Here is a 16,501-nt window from a genome sequence, read left to right as displayed (position 1 = left end):
AGTCCATGAAATTGCCGATTTACCTTGATTACTCTGCAACCACCCCGGTTGATCCGCGCGTTGCGCAGAAAATGAGTGAATGCCTGCTGGTCGACGGAAACTTCGGTAACCCGGCGTCCCGTTCCCACGTGTTCGGCTGGAAGGCTGAAGAGTCTGTCGAAAACGCTCGTCGTCAGGTGGCCGATCTGGTCAACGCCGACCCACGCGAAATCGTCTGGACCTCCGGTGCCACCGAATCCGACAACCTGGCGATCAAGGGCGCGGCACATTTCTACGCCTCCAAGGGCAAGCACCTGATCACCAGCAAGATCGAGCACAAGGCTGTCCTCGACACCATGCGCCAGCTGGAGCGTGAAGGCTTCGAAGTGACCTACCTCGAGCCGACCGAAGACGGTCTGATCACCCCGGCGATGATTGATGCTGCACTGCGCGAAGACACCATTCTGGTGTCGGTGATGCACGTCAACAACGAAATCGGCACCATCAACGACATCGCCGCCATTGGCGAGATGCTGCGCGCCAAAGGTGTGCTGTTCCACGTTGACGCCGCTCAGTCCACTGGCAAGGTCGAAATCGATCTGCAGAAGCTGAAAGTCGACATGATGTCGTTCTCCGCCCACAAGACTTATGGCCCTAAAGGCATCGGCGCGTTGTACGTCAGCCGCAAGCCGCGTGTGCGCATCGAAGCGACCATGCACGGTGGCGGTCACGAGCGCGGCATGCGTTCCGGCACCCTGGCGACCCACCAGATCGTCGGCATGGGCGAAGCGTTCCGCGTAGCCAAGGAAGACATGGCCGCTGAAAACGTGCGCATCAAAGCCTTGAGCGACCGTTTCTACAAGCAGGTCGAGCATCTGGAAGAGCTCTACGTCAACGGTAGCCTGACCGCCCGCGTTCCGCACAACCTGAACCTGAGCTTCAACTACGTTGAAGGCGAGTCGCTGATCATGGCGCTCAAGGATCTGGCGGTATCGTCCGGTTCGGCCTGCACCTCGGCGTCGCTGGAGCCTTCGTACGTACTGCGCGCCCTGGGCCGCAACGACGAACTGGCACACAGCTCGATCCGCTTTACCTTCGGCCGTTTTACCACCGAAGAAGAAATCGACTACGCCGCGCAGAAAGTCTGCGAGGCCGTTACCAAGCTGCGCGCTCTGTCGCCGCTGTGGGACATGTACAAAGACGGCGTCGATATCTCGAAAATCGAGTGGGCGGCACACTAACTATAGAAGCCGCCGGATACAGATCCTGTAGCGACGCGGCGTTAACGCAGCGCAGTTGCAGGGTCTCAAGAGCGGCCCTGATGAGTGAGGATTGAGAATCATGGCTTACAGCGAAAAGGTCATCGACCACTACGAAAACCCGCGCAACGTCGGCAAGATGAATGCGGAAGATCCTGATGTCGGCACCGGCATGGTCGGCGCTCCGGCGTGCGGCGACGTGATGCGTCTGCAGATCAAGGTCAACGATCAGGGCGTTATCGAAGACGCCAAGTTCAAGACCTACGGTTGCGGTTCGGCAATCGCCTCCAGCTCCCTCGCTACCGAGTGGATGAAGGGCAAGACCCTGGACGAAGCCGAAACCATCAAGAACACTCAGCTGGCCGAAGAACTGGCTTTGCCGCCAGTGAAAATCCACTGCTCCGTGCTCGCAGAAGACGCTATCAAAGCGGCAGTTCGCGATTACAAGCAGAAGAAAGGCTTGATCTGAATTTCAAGATTCGGCGACGAGTAAGGAGTCAACGATGGCTATCAGCATGACAGAAGCGGCTGCTCGACACGTGCGGCGCTCCCTCGACGGGCGCGGCAAAGGTGAAGGGATTCGTCTGGGTGTTCGCACCACAGGCTGTTCCGGCCTTGCCTACGTGCTGGAGTTTGTCGACGAGGTAGTGGCGGAAGATCAGGTGTTCGAGAGTCACGGCGAAAAAGTGATCATCGACCCGAAAAGCCTGGCCTACCTGGACGGCACCGAGCTCGACTTCGTCAAGGAAGGGTTGAACGAAGGCTTCAAGTTCAACAACCCCAACGTGCGCGGTGAATGTGGCTGCGGCGAAAGCTTCAACATCTGAGGCTGGTCGTGGGTATTCCTTGTCATTTCGCTTTATTCGAGCTGCAACCGAGCTTCCGCCTGGATCTCGAGCAGTTGGCCACGCGCTACCGTGAGTTGGCGCGCGGCGTCCATCCTGACCGTTTTGCCGATGCATCCGAACGCGAACAGCGCTCGGCGCTCGAGCAATCGGCGCGGCTCAACGACGCCTACCAGACGCTCAAGAGTCCGGCCCAGCGCGCACGCTACCTGCTGAAAATCAGCGGGCATGAAGTGCCGATGGAGGTCACGGTCCACGATCCCGAGTTTCTTTTGCAGCAGATGCAATGGCGCGAAGAGCTCGAAGATCTGCAGGACAGTGCCGACCTCGACGGTGTTGCGGTGTTCAAGCGTCGCTTGAAAGCTGCTCAGGAAGAACTCAATGAGAGCTTCGCAGCCTGTTGGGATGATGCTGTACAACGTGAACAGGCCGAACGCCTGATGCGGCGCATGCAGTTCCTCGACAAGCTCACCTACGAAGTGCGCCAGCTGGAAGAGCGCCTCGACGATTAACCCAGTGCTGCGCTGAATTGCACGCTGACAGACAGACAAGACCTGATCACCATGGCTCTACTGCAGATCGCCGAACCCGGCCAAAGTCCTCAACCGCACCAGCGTCGCCTGGCGGTGGGCATCGACTTGGGTACTACCAATTCGCTGGTCGCTGCGCTGCGCAGTGGTCTTTCCGAACCGCTGGCCGACGCCAACGGGCAGGTCATCCTGCCGTCCGCCGTGCGTTATCACGCCGACCGCGTTGAAGTCGGTGAGTCCGCCAAGCTGGCGGCATCCTCCGATCCTCTGAACACCGTGCTCTCGGTCAAGCGCTTGATGGGTCGTGGTCTGTCCGACGTCAAGCAATTGGGCGAACAGCTGCCGTACCGCTTCGTCGGCGGCGAATCACACATGCCGTTCATCGACACCGTGCAAGGCCCGAAAAGCCCGGTTGAAGTCTCCGCCGATATCCTCAAGGTCCTGCGTCAGCGTGCTGAGGCGACCTTGGGTGGCGAACTGGTTGGTGCGGTGATCACCGTTCCTGCCTACTTCGATGATGCGCAGCGTCAGGCCACTAAAGATGCGGCCAAGCTCGCCGGTCTGAACGTGTTGCGTCTGCTCAACGAGCCGACCGCTGCTGCTGTGGCGTATGGTCTGGATCAACACGCTGAAGGCCTGGTTGCGATTTATGACCTTGGTGGCGGTACCTTCGACATTTCGATTCTGCGTCTGACTGGCGGCGTTTTCGAAGTTCTGGCCACTGGCGGCGACAGCGCGCTGGGCGGCGATGACTTCGATCATGCGATTGCCGGCTGGATCATTGAGAGCGCTGGCCTGTCCGCCGATCTCGATCCGGGCGCACAGCGCAATCTGCTGCAAACCGCCTGTGCGGCCAAAGAAGCTTTGACCGATGCGGCCAGTGTGGAAGTGGCTTACGGCGACTGGAAAGCACAACTGACCCGTGAAGCCTTCGATGCGCTGATCGAGCCAATGGTCGCGCGCAGTCTGAAAGCCTGCCGCCGCGCCGTTCGCGATTCCGGTATCGAACTGGAAGACGTCCACGCCGTGGTCATGGTCGGCGGTTCGACCCGCGTGCCACGTGTGCGTGAAGCCGTTGCCGAAGCCTTCGGTCGTCAGCCACTGACGGAAATCGACCCGGATCAAGTGGTGGCCATCGGGGCCGCGATCCAGGCCGATACCCTGGCTGGCAACAAGCGCGATGGCGGCGAATTGCTGCTGCTCGACGTGATTCCGTTGTCCTTGGGGCTGGAAACCATGGGCGGTCTGATGGAGAAGGTGATTCCGCGCAACACCACGATCCCCGTCGCCCGCGCCCAGGATTTCACCACCTATAAAGACGGCCAGTCGGCCATGGCCATCCACGTGTTGCAGGGCGAGCGCGAGCTGATCAGCGACTGCCGCTCTCTGGCGCGTTTCGAATTGCGCGGCATTCCGGCGATGGTGGCGGGTGCGGCGAAGATTCGCGTGACCTTCCAGGTCGACGCCGACGGTCTGCTCAGCGTGTCTGCCCGTGAATTGGGCTCGGGCGTTGAAGCGAGCATTCAGGTCAAGCCGTCCTACGGCCTGACCGACGGCGAAATCGCCAAAATGCTCAAAGACTCGTTCCAGCACGCCAATGACGACAAGGTCGCCCGCGTTCTGCGTGAGCAGCAAGTCGATGCCCAGCGCCTGCTCGAAGCGGTGCAGGGCGCGCTGGAGGCCGATGGCGAGCGCTTGCTCGACGCGGAAGAGCGCATGGTCATCGAACTGCAAATGCAAGAACTGGCCGAACTGATGAAAGGTACCGATGGTTACGCCATCGAGCAGCAGACCAAGCGTCTGTCGCAGGTGACCGATGCTTTTGCTGCCCGCCGCATGGACCTGACGGTGAAAGCCGCTCTGTCGGGGCGCAACCTGAATGAAATCGAGGATATCTGATGCCGCAGGTCATTTTTCTGCCCCACGAGAAGTTCTGCCCTGAAGGCATGGTGGTCGAGGCTGCGCCCGGCACATCGATTCTCGAACTGGCCCACGAACACCATATCGAGATGGAAAGCGCGTGCGGCGGCGTCTGCGCCTGCACTACTTGCCATTGCATCATCCGCGAGGGTTTCGACTCGCTGGAAGAGGCCGATGAGCTGGAAGAAGACTTCCTCGACCGTGCCTGGGGCCTTGAGGCGCAATCGCGTCTCGCTTGCCAGGCCATCGTCGGTGAGGAAGACCTCACCGTCGAGATTCCGAAATATTCGCTTAACCATGCGGCCGAAGCGCCGCACTGACTGGTAAGACTGTCATGAGCTACGGTTGGAATGATGTTCAACGCATTGCAGAAGAGCTGGCCGAGGCCCATGAGGGACTCGACCCGTATTCTGTAGGTTTTGTCCGTTTGCAGCAGATGATTCTTGAACTGCCGGACTTCGATGCGACTTCTGGCCGGGTCGGCGAGAAGGTGCTTGAAGCGGTTCAGGAGCTCTGGGCCGCAGAATTGGACTGATCGTCTCGCAGGTTAGGCAATACCCAAGAACCCGCGTATAATTCGCGGGTTTAATTTTTCGCAAATTACCGTTTCTGGAGTTACACCATGGCTGTTCAACGTACTTTCTCCATCATCAAGCCTGACGCCGTTGCTAAAAACGTGATCGGCAAGATCACCACTCGCTTCGAAGACGCTGGCCTGCGCGTTGTAGCTTCGAAACTGAAGCAACTGTCCAAAGCCGAAGCCGAAGGCTTCTACGCTGAGCACAGCGAGCGCGGTTTCTTCGGTGACCTGGTTGCTTTCATGACTTCCGGTCCGGTTGTCGTTCAGGTTCTGGAAGGTGAAAACGCTATCGCTCGCAACCGTGAGCTGATGGGCGCTACCAACCCTAAAGAAGCCGCTGCCGGCACCATCCGTGCTGACTTCGCTGAATCGATCGACGCCAACGCCGTTCACGGTTCGGACTCCGAAGCTGCTGCCGCTCGCGAAATCGCTTACTTCTTCGCAGCTACTGAAGTAACCACTCGCTAAGCATTGCTTGCAGAGTGAAGGTGAATCCATGACTACATCGACTGTTAAAACAAACCTGCTGGGTCTGACCCAGCCGGAAATGGAAAAATTCTTCGACTCAATCGGGGAGAAGCGTTTCCGTGCCGGTCAGGTAATGAAATGGATTCACCACTTTGGCGTCGATGATTTCGACGCCATGACGAACGTCAGCAAAGCCTTGCGCGACAAGCTCAAGGCCATTGCTGAAGTGCGTGGTCCGGAAGTGGTCAGCGAGGACATCTCCAGCGACGGCACCCGTAAATGGGTGGTGCGCGTGGCGTCCGGCAGCTGCGTCGAGACCGTGTACATTCCCCAGGGCAAACGCGGCACTCTGTGCGTTTCGTCCCAGGCAGGCTGTGCCCTGGACTGCAGTTTCTGCTCCACCGGCAAGCAAGGCTTCAACAGCAACCTCACCGCCGCCGAAGTCATCGGTCAGGTGTGGATTGCCAACAAATCTTTCGGCAGCGTCCCGGCCACCGTCGACCGCGCCATCACCAACGTGGTGATGATGGGCATGGGCGAGCCGTTGCTGAACTTCGATAACGTCGTCGCCGCCATGCATCTGATGATGGATGACCTCGGCTACGGGATCTCCAAGCGCCGCGTGACCCTGTCCACTTCGGGCGTGGTGCCGATGATCGATGAGCTGGCCAAGCACATCGACGTGTCCCTGGCGTTGTCCCTGCACGCACCGAACGACGCATTGCGTAACCAATTGGTGCCGATCAACAAGAAATATCCGCTTAAGATGCTGCTCGAGTCGTGCCAGCGCTACATGTCCGCCCTTGGCGAGAAACGTGTGCTGACCATCGAGTACACCTTGCTCAAGGACGTCAACGACAAGCTTGAGCACGCCGTGGAAATGATCGAGCTGCTTAAAGACATCCCGTGCAAGATCAACCTGATCCCCTTCAACCCATTCCCGCACTCCGGGTACGAGCGGCCGAGCAACAATGCCATCCGCCGCTTCCAGGATCAGTTGCATCAGGCCGGTTTCAACGTCACTGTGCGCACCACCCGTGGTGAAGACATCGACGCCGCATGTGGTCAATTGGTAGGGCAGGTGCTGGATCGCACCCGTCGCAGCGAACGTTATATCGCCGTGCGCGAGTTGAGCGCCGACAGCGATCTGGCACAGAACGCCGCGAACACTAACTAAGAGAGGATCTCTATGTCCCTGCGCTTTGCGCTGCTGTTGCTGTTGGCCAGCCTGTGCGCTGGTTGTGTCCTGTCGGGTGACTACAACCCGATGAAGACCAGCAAGGGCCGCGATGAAGCGCGGGCTGCCTACGTGCAGCTGGGTCTGGGCTACCTGCAGCAGGGCATGACCGAGCGCGCCAAGGTGCCCTTGAAGAAAGCGCTGGAGCTGGACGGTTCCGACCCCGACGCGAATGCCGCGCTCGGTCTGGTGTTTCAGGCTGAAATGGAGCCGGCACTGGCCGACGAGCATTTCCGCAAGGCCTTGTCCTCACGTCCCGCCGATGCACGCATCCTCAACAACTACGGCAGTTTTCTCTACGAAGAACAGCGCTACAAGGAAGCCTACGAGCGTTTTGAACAAGCGGCCGCCGATACCCTGTATCCTGAGCGTTCGCGGGTCTTCGAAAACCTCGGCATGACCGCCGCCAAGCTTGGCCAGCGTGATCTGGCACAGCAACAGCTGGAAAAAGCCCTGCGCCTGAACCGCCAACAACCGCGCGCATTGCTGGAAATGGCTGAGTTGTCCTTCGAAGACAGGCATTATGTGCCCGCGCGTGACTATTACGACCGTTTCAGCCAGCTGACCGAACAAAATGCACGTAGTCTATTGCTCGGCGTTCGGCTGGCAAAAGTGTTTGAAGATCGCGACAAGGCAGCCAGTTACGGTCTGCAATTAAAACGACTCTATCCCGGTACGCCGGAATATCAGCAATACCTGTCGGAGCAATGATGAAAGCGGCGCATCCCGAAGTTGTAGCAGCGAATCGCGTTAATCCCGGTGAGACCCTGCGCCAGGCCCGCGAAAGCAATGGCTGGTCGCTGGCCGAAGTGGCCCTCAAGCTCAACCTCACCGTGACATCCCTGAGCAATCTTGAAGCCGGCGCTTTCGACAAGCTGCCGGGGCATACCTTCGCTCGCGGGTACATTCGCGCCTATGCCAAATTGCTCGGTATGGACCAGACCGTTCTGGTTCAGCAGTTCGACCAGTCCACCGGCACCGACTCCCAGGGCAGCAACGTTCACGCCCTCGGTCGTATCGAAGAGCCGGTGCGCGTTTCCCACACCATTTTGCGTATCGTCAGCCTGTTGCTGCTGATCGCGGTCATCGGCGGCGGTTTCGTCTGGTGGCAGGATCAGACCTCCCAGCGCACCCGCGATCTGACCAGCCTCGCGCCGGAACACGTCGAAGTCGAAGGCGCTGACGGCACCACGCAGATCCACCCGATCGACGAGCCGGAAGATCAGGCTGTCGCCGAGAATCAGGCTGACAACTCGACATCGCTGGCCCTGCCGCAGTCGGAAACCAGCGCTGAATCCACCGGCGCCGAATCCGCTGCGCCAGCCACCGAGCCGGCCGCGCCAGCTGTTGCACCAAGCGCACCGGCCCACACCCCGGCGCCAGTGGTGGCGGCTCCGACCGCTCCCGCCCCGAATGTTCCTGCGACACCGGCCCCGACCGCGCCGGTTGCTCAAGCGCCAAGCGCTGAAGCAGCTGCTCCGGTTGCCGGCGAAGGCCAGGTGCAATTGCAGTTCACCGGCGATTGCTGGGCACAGGTGACCGATGGCCGTGGCAAAGTGATTTTCAGTGGTCTGAAGCATAAAGGCGACAGCGTGACCGTCTCCGGCAAGCCGCCGCTCAATGTGCGTCTGGGCGTTGCCCGCGCGGCACAGGTCAGCTACAACGGCCAACCGGTCGACATCGCTCCGTTCACCAGTGGCGAGACTGCTCGCCTGAAGTTGGGTCAATAAGTCATGCACGGCGAATCTCCAATCAAACGTCGCGAATCGCGCAAGATCTGGGTCGGCAACGTACCGGTGGGCGGCGATGCGCCGATCGCTGTGCAGAGCATGACCAACAGCGATACCAATGATGTCGCTGCGACCGTGGCGCAGATCAATCGTCTGGAAGCTGCCGGCGTCGACATCGTTCGCGTCTCGGTGCCGGACATGGACGCCGCCGAGGCGTTCGGCAAGATCAAGCAACTGGTCAAAGTGCCGTTGGTGGCTGACATCCACTTCGACTACAAAATCGCTTTGCGCGTGGCCGAACTGGGTGTGGACTGCCTGCGCATCAACCCGGGCAACATCGGTCGCGAAGACCGCGTGCGTGCCGTGGTCGATGCCGCGCGTGATCGTGGCATTCCGATCCGCATCGGCGTCAACGCCGGTTCCCTGGAAAAAGACCTGCAGAAGAAATACGGCGAGCCGACCCCGGCGGCGCTGGTCGAATCCGCGCTGCGCCACGTTGAACACCTCGAACGCCTGAATTTCCAGGATTTCAAGGTCAGCGTGAAGGCCTCCGATGTGTTCATGGCCGTCGAAGCCTACCGTTTGCTGGCAAAGGAAATCGTCCAGCCGCTGCACTTGGGTATCACCGAAGCTGGTGGTTTGCGTTCGGGCACGGTGAAATCCGCCGTGGGCCTAGGTATGCTGCTCGCCGAAGGGATTGGCGATACTATCCGGATCTCGCTGGCGGCCGACCCGGTCGAGGAAGTGAAGGTCGGTTACGACATTCTCAAGTCTTTGCATCTGCGTTCCCGTGGCATCAACTTCATCGCCTGCCCGAGCTGCTCGCGGCAGAACTTCGATGTGGTCAAGACCATGAACGAGCTGGAAGGGCGCCTTGAAGACCTGCTGGTGCCGCTGGATGTCGCGGTCATCGGTTGCGTGGTCAACGGCCCCGGCGAAGCCAAGGAAGCCCATATCGGCTTGACCGGCGGCACGCCCAACCTGATTTACATCGACGGCAAGCCGTCGCAGAAGCTGACGAATGACAATCTGGTGGACGAGCTGGAAAAGCTGATCCGCCAGAAAGCGGCCGAAAAGGTCGAAGCTGACGCTGCCGTTATCGCGCGCGGCTGATCGAACGAATTAAGGAAATTTTGTGAGCAAGTCTCTGCAAGCCATTCGTGGCATGAACGACATCCTGCCCGAACAGACCCCGCTGTGGCGTTATTTCGAAGGCACTGTGGCGCGTCTGCTGGATAACTACGGTTACAAGCAGATCCGCATGCCGATCGTCGAGTTCACCGAGCTGTTCAAGCGCTCGATCGGCGAAGTCACCGATATCGTCGAAAAAGAGATGTACACCTTCGAAGACCGCAACGGCGACTCGCTGACCCTGCGCCCGGAGGGCACTGCGGCGTGCGTGCGTGCTGTGCTCGAGCACGGCATCACCGGCGGCGGTCAGGTGCAGAAACTCTGGTACATCGGCCCGATGTTCCGCCACGAGCGTCCGCAAAAAGGCCGCTATCGCCAGTTCCACCAGATCGGTCTGGAAGTGTTCAACCTCGACGGTCCGGACATCGACGCCGAGCTGATCATCATGACCTGGCGCCTGTGGGGCGAGCTGGGCATCCGTGATGCGGTCAAGCTCGAACTCAACAGCCTCGGCACCAGCGAGTCCCGTGGTCGCTATCGTGAAGCGCTGGTCGAGTACCTCTCGGCGCACCACGACAAGCTCGACGAAGACAGCCAGCGTCGTCTGAAAACCAACCCGCTGCGCGTGCTCGACACGAAAAATGCCGACACCCAGGCCGTGCTGGTCGATGCGCCGAAAATGGCCGACTACCTCGACGACGAGTCCCGCGCTCACTTCGAAGGACTGAAGGCGCGTCTGGATGCCGTTGGCATTCCTTACGTGCTCAATCCGAAACTGGTGCGTGGCCTCGATTACTACAGCAAAACCGTTTTCGAATGGGTCACCGACAAGCTCGGCGCCCAGGGCACCGTGTGCGCGGGCGGCCGTTACGACGGTCTGGTCGAGCAGATGGGCGGCAAGCCAACCCCGGGCGTCGGTTTCGCCATGGGCATCGAGCGTCTGGTATTGATGCTCGAAACCCTCGAGCAGATCCCGCAGGAAATTGCCCGTCAGGTCGACGTCTACCTCTGCGCCTTCGGTGAAGAGGCCGAGCTGGCCGGTCTGGCCCTGGCTGAACGGGTTCGCGATGAACTTCCAAACCTGCGCCTGCAAGTCAATGCCGGCGCCGGCAGTTTCAAAAGCCAGTTCAAGAAGGCCGACAAGAGCGGTGCGCTGTACGCATTGATCCTCGGTGACGACGAAATGGCCCAGCAAGTGGTAGGTTTCAAACCCCTGCGTGGCCAGGGCGAACAACAAAGCATTGCCTGGGATGCGCTCGCCGCTCACCTGGCCACCTGCGTCGTGCAGGGTTGAAGCTGTCTTAACAGCCGATTTAGCGATTAAGGAGTATTGGGGTGTCGAGTACCGAAGACGAACAGTTGGCGGATTTGAAGGACTGGTGGACACGCAACGGCAAACCTCTGGTCACCGGCGGCCTGTTGGCGCTGGTCATCGTGTTCGGCTGGCAGGCCTGGCACAAATACCAGAGCAACCAGTCGCAAGGCGCCTCGGTGCTCTATCAGCAATTGCTGGAAACCACGCTGACGCCTGACGGCAAGCCTGATGCCGCGCGCGTTGCGGATCTGGCCGGCAAGCTCAACAGCGAGTACGGCGGTTCGGCCTACGCGCAGTACGGCAGCCTGTTCGTCGCCAAAGTAGCGGTCGACAGCGGCAAGCTGGACGACGCAGCAACCGAGCTCAAAGCCATTGTCGACAAGCCGGCCAACCCGGCGCTGGGCGAAATCGCCCGTCAGCGTCTGGCGCAGGTACTGGGCGCGCAGGACAAAGCCGAAGACGCCTTGAAACTGCTCGACGGCGATGCCGACAAAGCGTTCCTGGCCACTCGCGAAGAACTCAAGGGCGACCTGCTGGTGCGCTTGGGCCGTACCGATGACGCGAACAAGGCGTATCAAAAAGCCAAGGCGGCACTGTCGGATGAAGCGGCGGTCGGTGGCCTTCAAATCAAGCTCGACGACCTGGCCAAAGGAGATGCGTGACGTGATCCGTTGGAAGCATGCAGCATTGCTGGCTCTGGCCCTTCTGGCCGCGGGTTGCAGCAGCAACAGCAAGAAAGAATTGCCACCGGCCGAACTGACCGACTTCAAAGAAGAAGTGGTTCTGCACAAGCAGTGGAGCCGCTCGATCGGTGACGGTCAGGGCGAAACCTACAACATGCTGGTACCGGCGATCGACGGTGACACCATCTACGCCGCCGATGTGACCGGTGTAGTGATGGCGCTGGATCGCAGCAATGGCGACGTCAAGTGGGACCAGGATCTGGAACTGCCTGTCTCCGGCGCCGTTGGCGTGGGTTACGGTCTGGTACTGATCGGTACCCTGCGTGGCGAAGTCGTCGCTCTGGACACCAGCAACGGTGAAGAGAAGTGGCGTGCCCGCGTCAACAGTGAAGTCCTTGCGCCACCGGCCAACAATGGCGACGTGGTCGTTGTGCAGACCCAGGACGATCGTCTGATCGGTCTGGACGCTGCCACCGGCAACCAGCGCTGGGTGTATGACAGCACCCCGGCGGTCCTGACCCTGCGTGGCACCAGTGCTCCGCTGGTGACCAACCGCCTGGCGGTGGCTGGCCTGTCGACCGGTAAAGTGGTCGCGCTGGACATCTCCAACGGCGTGCCGGTGTGGGAACAACGCATTGCCATTCCACAGGGTCGTTCGGAACTGGAGCGCGTGGTCGACATCGACGGCGGTCTGCTGCTGTCCGGCGGCACGCTGTATGTGGCCAGTTATCAGGGTCGCGTTGCGGCACTGGACCTGGAAAGCGGTCGTCAACTGTGGCAGCGCGATGCGTCGAGCTATGCCGGTATCGCTCAAGGTTTCGGCAGCGTCTACGTGAGCCTGTCTTCGGGCACCGTTGAAGGCGTCGACGAGCGTTCCACCACCGCACTGTGGAGCAACGACTCGCTGGCTCGCCGTCAACTGTCGGCACCGGAAGTGTTCTCCAGCTACGTAGCTGTGGGTGACTTGGAAGGTTATCTGCATCTGCTGAGTCAGGTCGACGGTCGTTTCGTCGGCCGTGAGCGCATCGACAGCGACGGCCTGCGTGCCCGTCCGCTGGTGGTGGGCGACACGATTTATGTGTATGGCAACAGCGGCAAACTGGAAGCCCTGACCATCAAGTAACAACTATGCTTGGGGTTCATCCCCAAGCGGCCCTGCATCAGCAGGGTTTGCAGCGCCCCCGGGTGTTGCCCCGAGCACCAGCCGCTGCCTCGCAGCGGCTTTTGTATTTTCTGAAATAACGCAGTGGAGAGCCGCATGGTTCCCGTAATCGCCTTGGTGGGCCGACCGAACGTCGGCAAGTCCACCTTGTTCAACCGCCTGACCAGGACTCGTGACGCCATCGTCGGCGACCTGTCCGGTCTGACCCGTGATCGCCAGTACGGTGAGGCCAAGTGGCAAGGGCGTTCCTACATTCTGATCGACACCGGCGGTATCTCCGGTGACGAACATGGTATGGACGAAAAAATGGCCGAGCAGTCGCTGCTGGCCATCGAAGAAGCCGATGTGGTGCTGTTTCTGGTAGATGCCAAGGCCGGTTTTACCGCTGCCGACCAGATGATCGCCGAGCATTTGCGCAAACGTAACAAGCGCTCCCACGTGGTTGCCAACAAGGTCGACAACATCGACCCGGAAATGGCTCGCGCCGAGTTCGCCCCGCTGGGCATGGGCCACGCGATCCCGATCGCCGGCGCCCACGGCCGTGGCATCACGCAATTGCTGGAAGCCGCCCTGAGCGAATTCCCGCGCGATGATGACGAGCCGGCTGAAGGCGAAGAGGAAGAAGTCGTTGCCGAAGGCGAGGAAGCCAAGCGCATTCCTGGTCCGAGCGAAAAAGACGGGATCAAGATCGCCATCATCGGTCGTCCGAACGTCGGCAAGTCGACCCTGGTCAACCGCATGCTCGGTGAAGACCGGGTCATCGTGTATGACCAGCCGGGCACTACCCGTGACAGCATCTACATTCCGTTCGAGCGCAATGAAGAGAAGTACACGCTGATCGACACCGCCGGTGTGCGCAAGCGCGGCAAGATCCACGAAGAAGTGGAAAAATTCTCCGTGGTCAAAACCCTGCAGGCGATCAAAGACGCCAACGTGGTGATCTTCGTCATGGACGCCCGCGAGGGTGTGGTCGACCACGACCTGAACCTGCTGGGCTTCGCGATCGAATCCGGTCGTGCGCTGGTCATCGCGATCAACAAGTGGGACGGCATGACGCCGAGTGAGCGCGACTTCGTCAAAGTCGAGCTGCAGCGTCGGTTGTTCTTCGTCGACTACGCCGACATCCATTTCATTTCGGCGTTGCACGGCACGGGCGTGGGCAACCTCTACGCTTCGGTGCAGAACTCGTTCAAGTCCGCTGTGACCCGCTGGCCGACCAACCGCCTCACCCAGATTCTCGAAGATGCGGTGGGCGAGCACGCGCCGCCGATGGTCAACAACCGCCGGATCAAGCTGCGTTACGCTCACTTGGGTGGTGCGAACCCGCCGATCATCGTGATCCACGGTAACCAGATCGAGAAAGTGCCGAAGTCGTACGTGCGCTATCTGGAAAACACTTACCGTCGTGTACTGAAGCTGGTCGGTACACCGATCCGCATCGAGTTCAAGGGCGGCGAGAACCCGTACGAAGGCAACAAGAACACGCTGACCGACCGCCAGGTCAACAAAAAGCGTCGCTTGATGTCGCACAACAAGAAAGCCAGCAAGAAGCGCCGCGACAAGAAGTAGAAGCAGCTGCGAGTTTCAAGCTGCAAGCTGCAAGTAAAAGCGGTAAAGCAGAGAGGGCTTCGTATGAAGCCCTTTTTTGTGGGCGCGGGTTTTTGCTTGCAGCTTGCAGCTTGACGCTTGAAACTTGCAGCTCACCTGCAAGGGGCCTCCGATGATCACCAGCAAGCTGCCGAATGTCGGCATCACTATTTTCACGCAGATGTCTCAGCTCGCGGCGCAGACCGGCGCGATCAACCTGTCCCAGGGTTTCCCGGATTTCGACGGCCCGCAGTCGTTGCGTGATGCGGTCGGGCGGCATATCGCCAGTGGCCATAACCAGTATTCGCCGATGACCGGTTTGCCGGCGTTGCGTCAGCAGATCGCGGCCAAGATCGCCCGCAGCTACGGCGTGACTGTCGATGCCGATCATGAAGTGACGGTAACGCCCGGCGCGACCCAGGCGATCTTCTGCGCAATTCAGGCCGTTATCCACAGCGGCGACGAAGTCATCGTCTTTGATCCGTGCTACGACAGCTACGCACCGGCGACGGAATTGGCCGGTGGTCGTTGCGTGCATGTGCAACTGAATCCGGACGATTTCTCCATTGATTTCGATCAGCTCGCTGCGGCCCTGAGCCCGCGCACGAAAATGATCGTCATCAACACCCCGCATAACCCCAGCGGCGCGTTGATCAGCCGCGCCGAACTCGATCAACTGGCGGCGTTGATCCGCGATCGCGACATCTATCTGATCAGCGACGAAGTCTACGAGCACCTGGTTTTCGACGGCGTACCGCATGTCAGCGTGCTGGCCCATGAAGAGCTGTATCAGCGCGCGTTCGTGGTCAGTTCCTTCGGCAAGACGTACCACGTCACTGGCTGGAAAACCGGCTACGTCGTCGCCCCGCCAGCGCTGACGGCCGAATTGCGCAAGGTGCATCAGTACGTCAGTTTCTGTGGCGTCACGCCGCTGCAATACGCGCTGGCCGATTACATGGCTGAGCACCCGGAGCACGTTGAAGAATTGCCGGGTTTCTATCAGGCCAAGCGCGATCTGTTCTGCGATCTGCTCGCGCCGTCGCGCTTCAGTTTTACCCGGGTCACCGGCACCTATTTCCAGTTGGTCGATTATTCGCAGATCCGTCCGGATCTGAACGATGTTGAGATGGCCATGTGGATGACTCGCGAGCACGGTGTCGCGAGCATTCCGGTGTCGGTGTTTTACCAGCATCCACCGCAAGGCCAGCGCCTGATACGCCTGTGCTTTGCCAAACGCGAGGAGACGCTGCGTGAAGCGGCGGCGAAACTATGCGTGATCTGAGTGCATTGCCAGACCTGACCCTGGCGCTGATCCAGACCAGCCTGGCCTGGCACGACCGGCAGGCCAACCTTGAGCATTTCGAGCTGCTACTGGAGCAGGCCCGGGGCGCCGATCTGATCATCCTGCCGGAGATGTTCACCACCGGTTTTTCCATGGAATCGGAAACCCTCGCCGAAGCCGAAAACGGCCCGACCAGCAAATGGCTGCGGGCGCAGGCGGCGAAGTTTGATGCGGTCATCACGGGCAGCGTGATCATTCAGGCGGCTGACGGCAGCCATCGCAATCGCTTGCTCTGGGCACGGCCGGACGGCGAAGTGCTGCATTACGACAAGCGGCACCTGTTTCGCATGGCCGGCGAGCACAACCATTACACGCCCGGCGAGCGGCAGGTGCAGTTCGAGCTCAAGGGCTGGCGGATTCGTCCGCTGATCTGCTACGACCTGCGCTTCCCGGTGTGGAGCCGCGATGCGCAGGATACCGATTTGCTGCTGTACACCGCCAATTGGCCGGGCGCACGGCGTCTGCACTGGAACCGCCTGCTGCCGGCACGAGCGATTGAAAATCTCTGCTATGTGGCGGCGGTGAACCGGGTCGGCAGCGACGGCAAGGGCTTCGCCTATACCGGTGACAGTCAGGTGCTGGATTTCCAGGGCGAGACATTGCTGGCGGCGGGGGAGGCGGATGGTGTGTTCAAGGTGGTTCTGGAAGCTGCGCCGTTGGCGGCGTATCGAGAGCGCTTTCCGGCGAACCTGGATGCCGACACTTTCGAGTTCACCTAACGCAGCCGATCGTT

At 60.2% G+C, this 16,501-nt stretch carries 18 protein-coding genes; all 18 read left to right on the top strand.

The annotated features are described in order from the left end of the window. The first annotated feature begins 5 nt into the window (after nt 1-5). The 18 genes from ACZZZ4_RS03585 (at nt 6) to ACZZZ4_RS03500 (ending at nt 16,487) form a co-directional block, all read left to right on the top strand. A complete protein-coding gene (locus ACZZZ4_RS03585) occupies nt 6-1,220 on the top strand; it encodes an IscS subfamily cysteine desulfurase (protein ID WP_016773324.1) in 1,215 nt (404 codons plus the stop codon). Nucleotides 1,221-1,320: 100 nt separating this feature from the next. Beyond that, nucleotides 1,321-1,707: a Fe-S cluster assembly scaffold IscU gene (iscU, locus tag ACZZZ4_RS03580; protein WP_003227907.1), complete on the top strand. Its 387-nt coding sequence runs from the start codon at nt 1,321-1,323 to the stop codon at nt 1,705-1,707. 34 nt (nt 1,708-1,741) lie between these two features. After that, entirely contained in the window at nt 1,742-2,065 is a 324-nt protein-coding gene (iscA, locus tag ACZZZ4_RS03575; RefSeq protein ID WP_003227904.1) for an iron-sulfur cluster assembly protein IscA, read from the top strand. Between the two features lie 8 nt (nt 2,066-2,073). Then, nucleotides 2,074-2,595 carry a co-chaperone HscB gene (gene hscB / locus ACZZZ4_RS03570; RefSeq protein ID WP_463547267.1) on the top strand — a complete coding sequence of 174 codons (522 nt, stop codon included), beginning with the start codon at nt 2,074-2,076 and terminating at the stop codon, nt 2,593-2,595. A gap of 51 nt (nt 2,596-2,646) precedes the next feature. Next, nucleotides 2,647-4,512 carry a Fe-S protein assembly chaperone HscA gene (hscA, locus tag ACZZZ4_RS03565; RefSeq protein WP_039761433.1) on the top strand — a complete coding sequence of 622 codons (1,866 nt, stop codon included), beginning with the start codon at nt 2,647-2,649 and terminating at the stop codon, nt 4,510-4,512. Beyond that, complete coding sequence (gene fdx, locus ACZZZ4_RS03560; RefSeq protein WP_016773327.1) at nt 4,512-4,853, top strand: ISC system 2Fe-2S type ferredoxin; 342 nt, start codon at nt 4,512-4,514, stop codon at nt 4,851-4,853. The genes hscA and fdx overlap by 1 nt, the downstream gene beginning before the upstream one ends. 14 nt (nt 4,854-4,867) lie before the next feature. Further along, entirely contained in the window at nt 4,868-5,068 is a 201-nt protein-coding gene (iscX, locus tag ACZZZ4_RS03555) for a Fe-S cluster assembly protein IscX (RefSeq protein WP_016773328.1), read from the top strand. Nucleotides 5,069-5,155: 87 nt separating this feature from the next. Beyond that, nucleotides 5,156-5,581: a nucleoside-diphosphate kinase gene (ndk, locus tag ACZZZ4_RS03550; protein WP_024014216.1), complete on the top strand. Its 426-nt coding sequence runs from the start codon at nt 5,156-5,158 to the stop codon at nt 5,579-5,581. 28 nt (nt 5,582-5,609) lie between these two features. Further along, nucleotides 5,610-6,758, top strand: coding sequence for a dual-specificity RNA methyltransferase RlmN (rlmN, locus tag ACZZZ4_RS03545; RefSeq protein WP_024014215.1), 1,149 nt, complete (start codon nt 5,610-5,612; stop codon nt 6,756-6,758). 12 nt (nt 6,759-6,770) lie between these two features. Continuing rightward, nucleotides 6,771-7,529, top strand: a complete 759-nt coding sequence (gene pilW, locus ACZZZ4_RS03540) for a type IV pilus biogenesis/stability protein PilW (RefSeq protein ID WP_016773330.1) — start codon at nt 6,771-6,773, stop codon at nt 7,527-7,529. After that, nucleotides 7,529-8,548: a RodZ domain-containing protein gene (locus ACZZZ4_RS03535; RefSeq protein WP_039761434.1), complete on the top strand. Its 1,020-nt coding sequence runs from the start codon at nt 7,529-7,531 to the stop codon at nt 8,546-8,548. Before pilW ends, ACZZZ4_RS03535 begins: the two co-directional genes overlap by 1 nt. A gap of 3 nt (nt 8,549-8,551) precedes the next feature. Then, a complete protein-coding gene (gene ispG, locus ACZZZ4_RS03530) occupies nt 8,552-9,661 on the top strand; it encodes a flavodoxin-dependent (E)-4-hydroxy-3-methylbut-2-enyl-diphosphate synthase (protein WP_016773332.1) in 1,110 nt (369 codons plus the stop codon). Nucleotides 9,662-9,683: 22 nt separating this feature from the next. After that, nucleotides 9,684-10,973: a histidine--tRNA ligase gene (gene hisS / locus ACZZZ4_RS03525; RefSeq protein ID WP_016773333.1), complete on the top strand. Its 1,290-nt coding sequence runs from the start codon at nt 9,684-9,686 to the stop codon at nt 10,971-10,973. 41 nt (nt 10,974-11,014) lie between these two features. Beyond that, complete coding sequence (locus tag ACZZZ4_RS03520) at nt 11,015-11,656, top strand: tetratricopeptide repeat protein (RefSeq protein ID WP_056790153.1); 642 nt, start codon at nt 11,015-11,017, stop codon at nt 11,654-11,656. Next, nucleotides 11,649-12,800, top strand: coding sequence for an outer membrane protein assembly factor BamB (gene bamB, locus ACZZZ4_RS03515; RefSeq protein ID WP_039761439.1), 1,152 nt, complete (start codon nt 11,649-11,651; stop codon nt 12,798-12,800). Before ACZZZ4_RS03520 ends, bamB begins: the two co-directional genes overlap by 8 nt. Before the next feature lie 135 nt (nt 12,801-12,935). Further along, nucleotides 12,936-14,408: a ribosome biogenesis GTPase Der gene (der, locus tag ACZZZ4_RS03510; protein ID WP_024014210.1), complete on the top strand. Its 1,473-nt coding sequence runs from the start codon at nt 12,936-12,938 to the stop codon at nt 14,406-14,408. A gap of 151 nt (nt 14,409-14,559) precedes the next feature. Beyond that, a complete protein-coding gene (locus ACZZZ4_RS03505; protein ID WP_122699556.1) occupies nt 14,560-15,708 on the top strand; it encodes a pyridoxal phosphate-dependent aminotransferase in 1,149 nt (382 codons plus the stop codon). Then, nucleotides 15,696-16,487: an amidohydrolase gene (locus ACZZZ4_RS03500; RefSeq protein ID WP_039761442.1), complete on the top strand. Its 792-nt coding sequence runs from the start codon at nt 15,696-15,698 to the stop codon at nt 16,485-16,487. The genes ACZZZ4_RS03505 and ACZZZ4_RS03500 overlap by 13 nt, the downstream gene beginning before the upstream one ends. Nucleotides 16,488-16,501 lie beyond the last annotated feature (14 nt).

Source organism: Pseudomonas sp. AC252 (assembly GCF_979258105.1).
The sequence above is the reverse complement of the archived record's forward strand: the minus strand, read 5'-3'. Positions and strand labels throughout refer to the sequence as shown.